Annotated in this window: 5 protein-coding genes; 4 read left to right on the top strand and 1 reads right to left on the bottom strand. The window is 69.0% G+C overall.

Features of this window, described 5'->3' with window-relative positions; all coding sequences use genetic code 11:
* Positions 1-1,383, top strand: a 1,383-nt coding sequence (locus tag ACWD3D_RS30845; RefSeq protein WP_451464041.1) for a pectinesterase family protein, incomplete at its 5' end; no start/stop codon positions are given.
* A 45-nt stretch (positions 1,384-1,428) separates the two neighbouring features.
* On the top strand, positions 1,429-2,880 hold the full coding sequence (locus ACWD3D_RS30840; RefSeq protein WP_451464040.1) for an RICIN domain-containing protein: 1,452 nt from the start codon (positions 1,429-1,431) through the stop codon (positions 2,878-2,880).
* A gap of 110 nt (positions 2,881-2,990) precedes the next feature.
* Here ACWD3D_RS30840 and ACWD3D_RS30835 read toward each other — a convergent pair whose 3' ends face one another.
* Complete coding sequence (locus ACWD3D_RS30835; RefSeq protein ID WP_451464039.1) at positions 2,991-4,226, bottom strand: carbohydrate-binding protein; 1,236 nt, start codon at positions 4,224-4,226, stop codon at positions 2,991-2,993.
* 364 nt (positions 4,227-4,590) lie between these two features.
* Between ACWD3D_RS30835 and ACWD3D_RS30830 the strand changes: the two genes are divergently transcribed.
* Positions 4,591-5,070, top strand: coding sequence for a DUF1990 family protein (locus ACWD3D_RS30830; protein ID WP_451464038.1), 480 nt, complete (start codon positions 4,591-4,593; stop codon positions 5,068-5,070).
* Between the two features lie 426 nt (positions 5,071-5,496).
* Positions 5,497-7,029, top strand: a complete 1,533-nt coding sequence (locus ACWD3D_RS30825; protein WP_451464042.1) for a glycoside hydrolase family 43 protein — start codon at positions 5,497-5,499, stop codon at positions 7,027-7,029.
* Positions 7,030-7,356: the final 327 nt, after the last annotated feature.

Here is a 7,356-nt window from a genome sequence, read left to right as displayed (position 1 = left end):
GTGTGCGGGTTGCTGGTGGGTGGTGCGGTGTCGCCGGCTGTGGCGGCGACGTTGCCGGCGACGGGTGGGGTGTATCAGCTGGCGGTGACGAAGAGCGGTAAGTGCATCGATGTGCCGGCGGCGTCGAAGGACAATGGTGCGTTGCTGCAGCAGTGGGGGTGCACGGCGGATTCGGACTGGCAGAACTTCCGGTTGGATTCGGCGGGTTCGGGGACGTACCGGCTGGTGAACGTGAGCAGTGGCAAGTGTGTCGACGTGCCGGGGTATTCGACGGTGTCGGGGACGCGGTTGCAGCAGTACAGCTGTGCGGGTCAGACGAATCAGGCGTGGACGCTGGTGGCGAGTGGTTCGGGGACGTTCCAGATCATCAACGTCAACAGTGGTCTCTGTGTCAGTGACGAGGGTGCCTCGACGACCAACGGCACCGCGATCATCCAGGAGACCTGCACCGCCAACACCAACAAGCAGTGGGCCTTCAAGCCGGTCGGTACCACCACGGCGAACACGGTCGCGGCCGACGGCACCGGCACCTACACCACCGTGCAGGCGGCGGTCGACGCGGTCGGCACGGGCAACGCCAGCCGGGTCGTCATCACCATCAAGCCGGGCACCTACCGGCAGGCGGTGAACATCCCCGCGAACAAGCCCTACATCACCCTCCAGGGCACCGGTGACTCCCCCGACGACGTGGTGATCGTCGGCAACCGCAACGCCGGCGACTACGGCACCTCCGGCAGCGCCACCGTGGTCGTACTCGGCCACGACTTCGTCGCGACCAACCTGACGATGGCGAACGACTTCGACGAGAACACCTCAGACACCGGTGACCAGGCGCTCGCGCTCTACCTCGACGCAGACCGGGCCCTCCTGGACGGCGTGCGCCTCCTCGGCGACCAGGACACCTTCCTGGTGAACAACAACGCCCGTGTCTACGTGTGGAATTCGTACGTCGAGGGCACGGTGGACTTCATCTACGGCGGTGGCGTCGCGGTCTTCGACAGCAGCCGCATCCACGAGAAGCGGAGCACCGGCGGGCCCATCACCGCGGCCAGCACGCCCGCCGAGCGCACCTACGGGTTCCTCTTCTACCGGTCGACCGTCACGAGCACGGTGAACAACACCACCCAGCTCGGCCGTCCGTGGCGCCAGGACGCCCAGGTCCTCTACCGGGAGTGCACGCTCTCGGCGGCGATCGCCACCGCCCAGCCCTGGACCAACATGTCCACCAGCACCTGGCAGAACGCCCGGTTCCGCGAATACCGCAACACCGGTGCCGGGGCCACGGTGAACGCCAACCGCCCGCAGCTCACCGACGCGCAGGCGGCCACCTACACCCCGCAGAAGTATCTCGCGGGTACGGACGGCTGGAACCCCGTCCGCTGACCCGGTCCAGAACTTCCTTTGCCGATACGAGAGAAGAGGGAACCCATGTTCAACGGAAAGGGCACCCGGCTGGGTGCCGTGGTGGTCGCGTTCGTGCTCGCGGTGTGCGGGTTGCTGGTGGGTGGTGCGGTGTCGCCGGCTGTGGCGGCGACGTTGCCGGCGACGGGTGGGGTGTATCAGCTGGCGGTGACGAAGAGTGGTAAGTGCATCGATGTGCCGGCGGCGTCGAAGGACAATGGTGCGTTGCTGCAGCAGTGGGGGTGCACGGCGGATTCGGACTGGCAGAACTTCCGGTTGGATTCGGCGGGTTCGGGGGTGTACCGGCTGGTGAACGTGAGCAGTGGCAAGTGTGTCGACGTGCCGGGGTATTCGACGGTGTCGGGGACGCGGTTGCAGCAGTACAGCTGTGCGGGTCAGACGAACCAGGCGTGGACGCTGGTGGCGAGTGGTTCGGGGACGTTCCAGATCGTCAACGTCAACAGTGGTCTCTGTGTCAGTGACGAGGGTGCCTCGACGACCAACGGCACCGCGATCATCCAGGAGACCTGCACCGCCAACACCAACAAGCAGTGGGCCTTCAAGCCGGTGACGACCGGGCGGACCTGGTCGGACAAGGCGGATGGCTTCGCCTCCACCGGCGGGGGCACCACCGGCGGCGCGGCGGGCAGCACCGTCACCGTGACCACCTATGCCGACCTGGTCAAGTACGCGACGTCCAGCAGCCCTTACGTCATCAAGGTCGCCGCCGCCGTCACGGTGGACCCGTACGGCCACGAGATCCCGGTGACCTCCGACAAGACGATCGTCGGCGTCGGCACCAAGGGTGAGATCGTGCACGGCGGGTTCTTCCTCGGCACCGGCGTCCACAACGTCATCATCCGCAACCTCACCATCCGCGACGCGCAGATGACGGACGACGACCCGGACGACAAGGTCTACGACTACGACGGCATCCAGATGGACACGGCCGACCACATCTGGATCGACCACAACCGCATCGAGCGGATGAACGACGGCCTCATCGACAGCCGCAAGGACACCAGCTACCTCACCATCTCCTGGAACGTCATGGGCACCGAGAACAAGGCCCTCGGCATCGGCTGGACCGACAACGTCACCGCCCGGATGACCATCCACCACAACTGGATCCACGACACCAACCAGCGCAACCCCAGCATCGACAACGTGGCCCTCGCCCACCTCTACAACAACTACCTCCAGAACGTCACCTCCTACGGCAACCTGTCCCGGGGCGCCTCGAAGACCGTCATCGAGAACAGCTACTTCGAGAACGTCGCCAACCCCTTCAACATCGACACCTCGGCGGCGTCCCTGACCCAGTCGGGCAGCGTCATGGTCAACTGCACCGGCAAGCAGGTGACGGCCGGGACGACCTTCACCCCGAGCAGCTACTACGCGTACACGCTGGACGCGGCGAAGGACGTGCCCGCCCTGCTCAAGCAGTACGCCGGCCCGCAGAGCACGATCGGCGGCTGACCCCGCTCCGGCCTTGCCGGTCGGCCCGAACACACCGCAGGACCGTCCCGGGAGGGGCGGCCCTGCGGCGTGTCGGCGGTACTCGGCCCGTACCGACCCACGGTTTCCCGTCAGCAGGCGCCGAGGTCCTGCCAGACACCCCATTCACCGGTGGTGCCGGGCGTCTCGTTCTGCGTCCACCACTTGGCCTTCCAGGTGTGGCCGCCGTACGAGACGGTGTTGCCGGCGGTGTAGACGGCGCCGCTGTTCCACGCCGACGCGGTGCAGTTGCCACCCGACGGGGGAGTGGTGGTCGGAGGCGCGGTCGTCGGGGTGGTCGTCGGCGGGGTGACTCCGGCGAACTTCACCGAGTACTTGGCGAAGTCCCAGTCCGACTGGGCCACGCTGCTGCAGGTACCGGACGTCGTACCGTTGTTGTCGGCCGGGGTGCACTGGCGGTCGCGGTTGAGGGACCAGAACGTGAAGCGATCCATGTGGTGGCTGGTGGCGTAGTCCAGAACCGTCTGGAAATCGGCCTGACTGAAGTACTCACCGGTGTCGCTGCGCCCGTTCATCCCGGAGAACCCCTGGTGCGCGTACGCGGTTGCCGCGTCCCAGCCGAAGGTGGACTGCAGGATGGAGTTGAAGTTCGTCAGGGCGCTCGTCTGCGCTGCGGCACCGTTGAACCCGCCGTCGAAGGGCATGATCGAGAAGTTGTTCGGCGTGAAGCCCTGCGCCTTGGCCTCGTTGAGCATCTGCTTGCCGAACCAGCCGGTGCCGTCGGCCGTTCCCGCGGTGGTGACGGAGACGTAGAGCCCGGGGTTGTTCTGCTGGAGGATCTTGGCCGCGCCGATCTCATGGGCGATGGCGGTGGCGTTCTCGTACTCCGGCTCCTCCAGGTCGAAGTCGATCGCCTTGAGCTGGTACTTGGTGATGACCTGCTGATAGGCGGCCGCGGTGGACGCCGCGTCGGAGCATGCCTGGCCGAGCTTGGTTCCCCCGTACCCGCCGATGGAGACGGAGACGTCACCGCCCTTGGCGCGGATCGCGCTGACGACCGCCCCCACCGCGGTGTCCGACGAGACCGGTGACGTCCCGTCCCACGTCGGAGTGCAGCCGCCCCCGTTGGGGGCGAGGACGAACGCCAGCTGGAACGCCTTCAGGCCGGTGGCGTCCATGATGGCGCCCGCGTCCGGCGGGTTGTTGTCGTGCGGCATCAGATACGGCGCGGCGGCGTACCACCGGGTGCTGAGTGCGGTGGTGGCGGCGGACGCACCCGAAGCCTGCTGCGCGGTGAACGCCGCGAGTCCGGTGGTGGCGAGTGCCGCGGTCGCGGCACCGCAGAGCAGAGCGCGAAGGCGCTTCATGGGGGACTCCTGTCGGGAGAGGTGTCGCCAGAATCGATTGATGACGCATGCACGTCAATGATTTGGCCTAGACCATTGCTCTCTCTTGAAGATTGCGCACCGCGACAGGCTCGGGGTGGCGGCTGGTCCTGGCTCGGGACCGGCGGACATCGGCTGTCATGATCGGGGCGTGCCCGCACGGAGGCGTCAGGTGAGGTCACGGGGGCAACTCCCCGGCGAATCAACCGAGAAGGCCACCGCACCCACCACGACAGGAGAAGCCATGGGACCGGAAGAACGGGAAGGCGGGTCCCCAGGGCCCCTTCCCACGTACGCGCCGACCGGGGTCACGCGCCCGGGGGAGACCGCCTGGGGGGAGGAGCTGTTGGGCCACCGACGCCGTGAGGAGACCGTGATCCTCGGGTGCGGCGACGACGACTGGCGCGTCGCCTCGGAAGCGGTGCTGCAATGGGGCGTGAAGGTCCGCAGCGGCTTCCGCGTCACGCCGCTGGACGGCGCGGGCGACAGGGTCGTCGAGGGGAGCGACTACCGGATCACCGCCGGCTGGGGGCCGTTCTCCGTGCACGAGCCGGTGCGGGTCGTCGCCGTCGTGGACACGACGGACGCGCGCGGCTTCGCCTACGGCACACTGCCCGGCCACCCCGTCTCCGGTGAGGAGGCGTTCGTGGTTCGCCGGATGCCCGGCGGGCAGGTCACCCTGACCCTCCGCTCCCTGACGGCCCCGGCGCCGACGGGCCCGTGGCGACCGCTCTTTCCCCTGCTCCTTCTGGCCCAGGGCTTCTTCCGTCATCGCTACCGCCGCGCGTTGCGAGGGGTGGGTGCGCGGGCCGAGGGAGCGCAGTAGCGGTGTGCGGGCCGCCGGTGGGCGTTTGTCACCCCGGCCCCGTACTCCCGAACTCCCGAGGGTCAGGAAAAAAGCCCCGTTCCTGGTGACCAGGAACGGGGCGTGTGGAGCGCTGGGCAGGCCTTGCACCTGCATTTCCCCGCGGGAAGCGGGGCGTCTTTCCTTGGACGACCAACGCGCGGGCACCGTACCGGCGGAGCGGTCCGTGCCTTCAAGATCAACTATAGCCCGGATCTGCCGGAGTTCAAAACACCCGGGGGAGGCGTGGCTTCGACGTGAGCGCATGCCCGCCCCTCGCCCCCCGGACCGGCAGGGCCCGGCTGCCGGCCGGGCGACGGGTGGGGCACCATGCAGAAGCGACACCCCGCGCGTCCGCCCCCCACGACCTGGCAGGACGCGCACCACGGCCCGACCCCGAGGATGGACATGGCGTACTTCGACAACCCCGTCATACCCGGCTTCAGCCCGGACCCGAGTATCTGCCGCGTGGGCGAGGACTATTACGTGGCCACGTCCAGCTTCGAGTACGTACCGGGGGTCCCGCTGTGGCACAGCCGCGACCTGACGCACTGGCGGCTGATCGGACACGCCCTGGACCGCCCCGCACAACTGGAACTCTCCGGCACGGCACCTTCCTCGTCCGGCGTGTACGCGCCCACCCTGCGCCACCACGACGGACGATTCTGGATGATCACGACCGTCGTCGGCGGTGCCGGCACCGTGCTGGTGACCGCCGACGACCCGGCCGGCCCCTGGGCGGACCCCGTCCCGGTCGCGATACCCGGCATCGACCCCGACCTGGCCTGGGACGAGCGGGGCGACTGCTGGTGCCTCTTCTCGCACGACGGGATCAAGGGCGTGCGCATCGACCCGAAATCGGGTGAACTGCTCGGCGAGCCGGTGGAGATGTGGTCGGGAACCGGACTGCAGTACCCCGAAGGGCCGCATCTGTACCGGATCGGCGACTGGTGGTACCTGCTGCTCTCGGAGGGCGGTACGGAACGCGGGCACGCCCTTTCGGTGGCCCGGTCCCGCACGCTGCCCGGTCCGTTCGAGCCCCACCCCGACAACCCCGTGCTCTCGCACCGCAGTACGGACCACCCGGTTCAGAACACCGGCCACGGCGACCTTGTACAGGCCCACGACGGCAGTTGGTGGATGGTCCTGCTCGGCACCCGCCCCCGGGGCGACACTCCCGGCTTCCACGGCATGGGGCGGGAGACCTTCCTGACGCCGGTACGCTGGGAGAACGGATGGCCCCTCCCGGGCCCCGTGCAACTCCGTCCCGAACGCCCCGGGTTGACCCAGCACCCGTGGCCCGAAGAGCCGCATCGCGACGACTTCGACACCCCCGGCCTCGCCCCCCGCTGGGTCACCCTGCGCCGCCAGGACCCGGAGACCGTCGACCTCTTGGCGAGGCCCGGACACGTCGTCCTGAACTCCCACGCGGAGGGCCTGGACCGGCCCGGCGCGGTGTTCCTCGGGCAGCGCCAGCGCGATCCGGAGTGCGGCGCGCGAACCCGGATCGACGTGGCCGAGGGTGGCCGCGGCGGACTCGCCGTACGGCTCGACGAGGCGCACCACTACCAGGTGGAGCGGGAGGGCGCCATCGTGCGCGCGGTCGCCCGCATCGGCCCGCTGCGCCAGGCCGTCGCCGAACGAGCCGTACCCGCAGGTCCGTTGACACTACGCATCGAAGTCACCACCACCGACGTCCTGCCGCCCACCGTCACCGACCGCGCGGCCGGTCCGCAGGCCGTCGCCGGCCTCCGCATCGGGGCCCCCGACACCCTGCGGCTCGGATACGAGACCGAGGAGGGGGACTTCGAGATCCTCGCCGAACTGGACGGCCGCTACCTCACGACCGAGGTCGCCGGCGGATTCACCGGCCGGGTCATCGGGATGTACGCGACCCGGGGCAGCGCGGCCTTCGACTGGTTCGAACTGCGCCCCGCCTGAAGCCGAACGCGCGTGCGCGGGCGGTGCGCCCGGAGCCGTCACCACGGCACCCCGGCGGAGACGCGCGGGTGGCGCCGGTATTCCCTCCACTCCCGGGGCACGAGAGAACGAGTGCCGTCACACAGGGACGGGTGCCGTGGAAGGAGTGTGCGGATTGGTGGGGAACGTAGGGTGGTCGGCCGCGACGCGCTGGGCGGGGCGGGAGTGGGAGGCGGTACGCCGGTCCGCGCACAACGCGTTCGAGGAAGCCGGTCCTGAGCGGGACACACTCGTCCAGTCGCTCAAGGCGGCGGCCGCCGCCATCGTCGCGTGGGCGCTGACAGGATG

The organism is Streptomyces sp. NPDC002690 (genome assembly GCF_053592415.1).
Note: the sequence above shows the minus strand (reverse complement) of the source record. Positions and strands in the feature narration are given on the sequence as shown.

Bases quoted from the DNA above. Each gene is read 5' to 3' on its own strand.
- ACWD3D_RS30840 (WP_451464040.1), top strand. From the start codon at position 1,429: ATGTTCAACGGAAAGGGCACCCGGCTGGGTGCCGTGGTGGTCGCGTTC.
- ACWD3D_RS30835 (WP_451464039.1), bottom strand. From the start codon at position 4,226: ATGAAGCGCCTTCGCGCTCTGCTCTGCGGTGCCGCGACCGCGGCACTC.
- ACWD3D_RS30825 (WP_451464042.1), top strand. From the start codon at position 5,497: ATGGCGTACTTCGACAACCCCGTCATACCCGGCTTCAGCCCGGACCCG.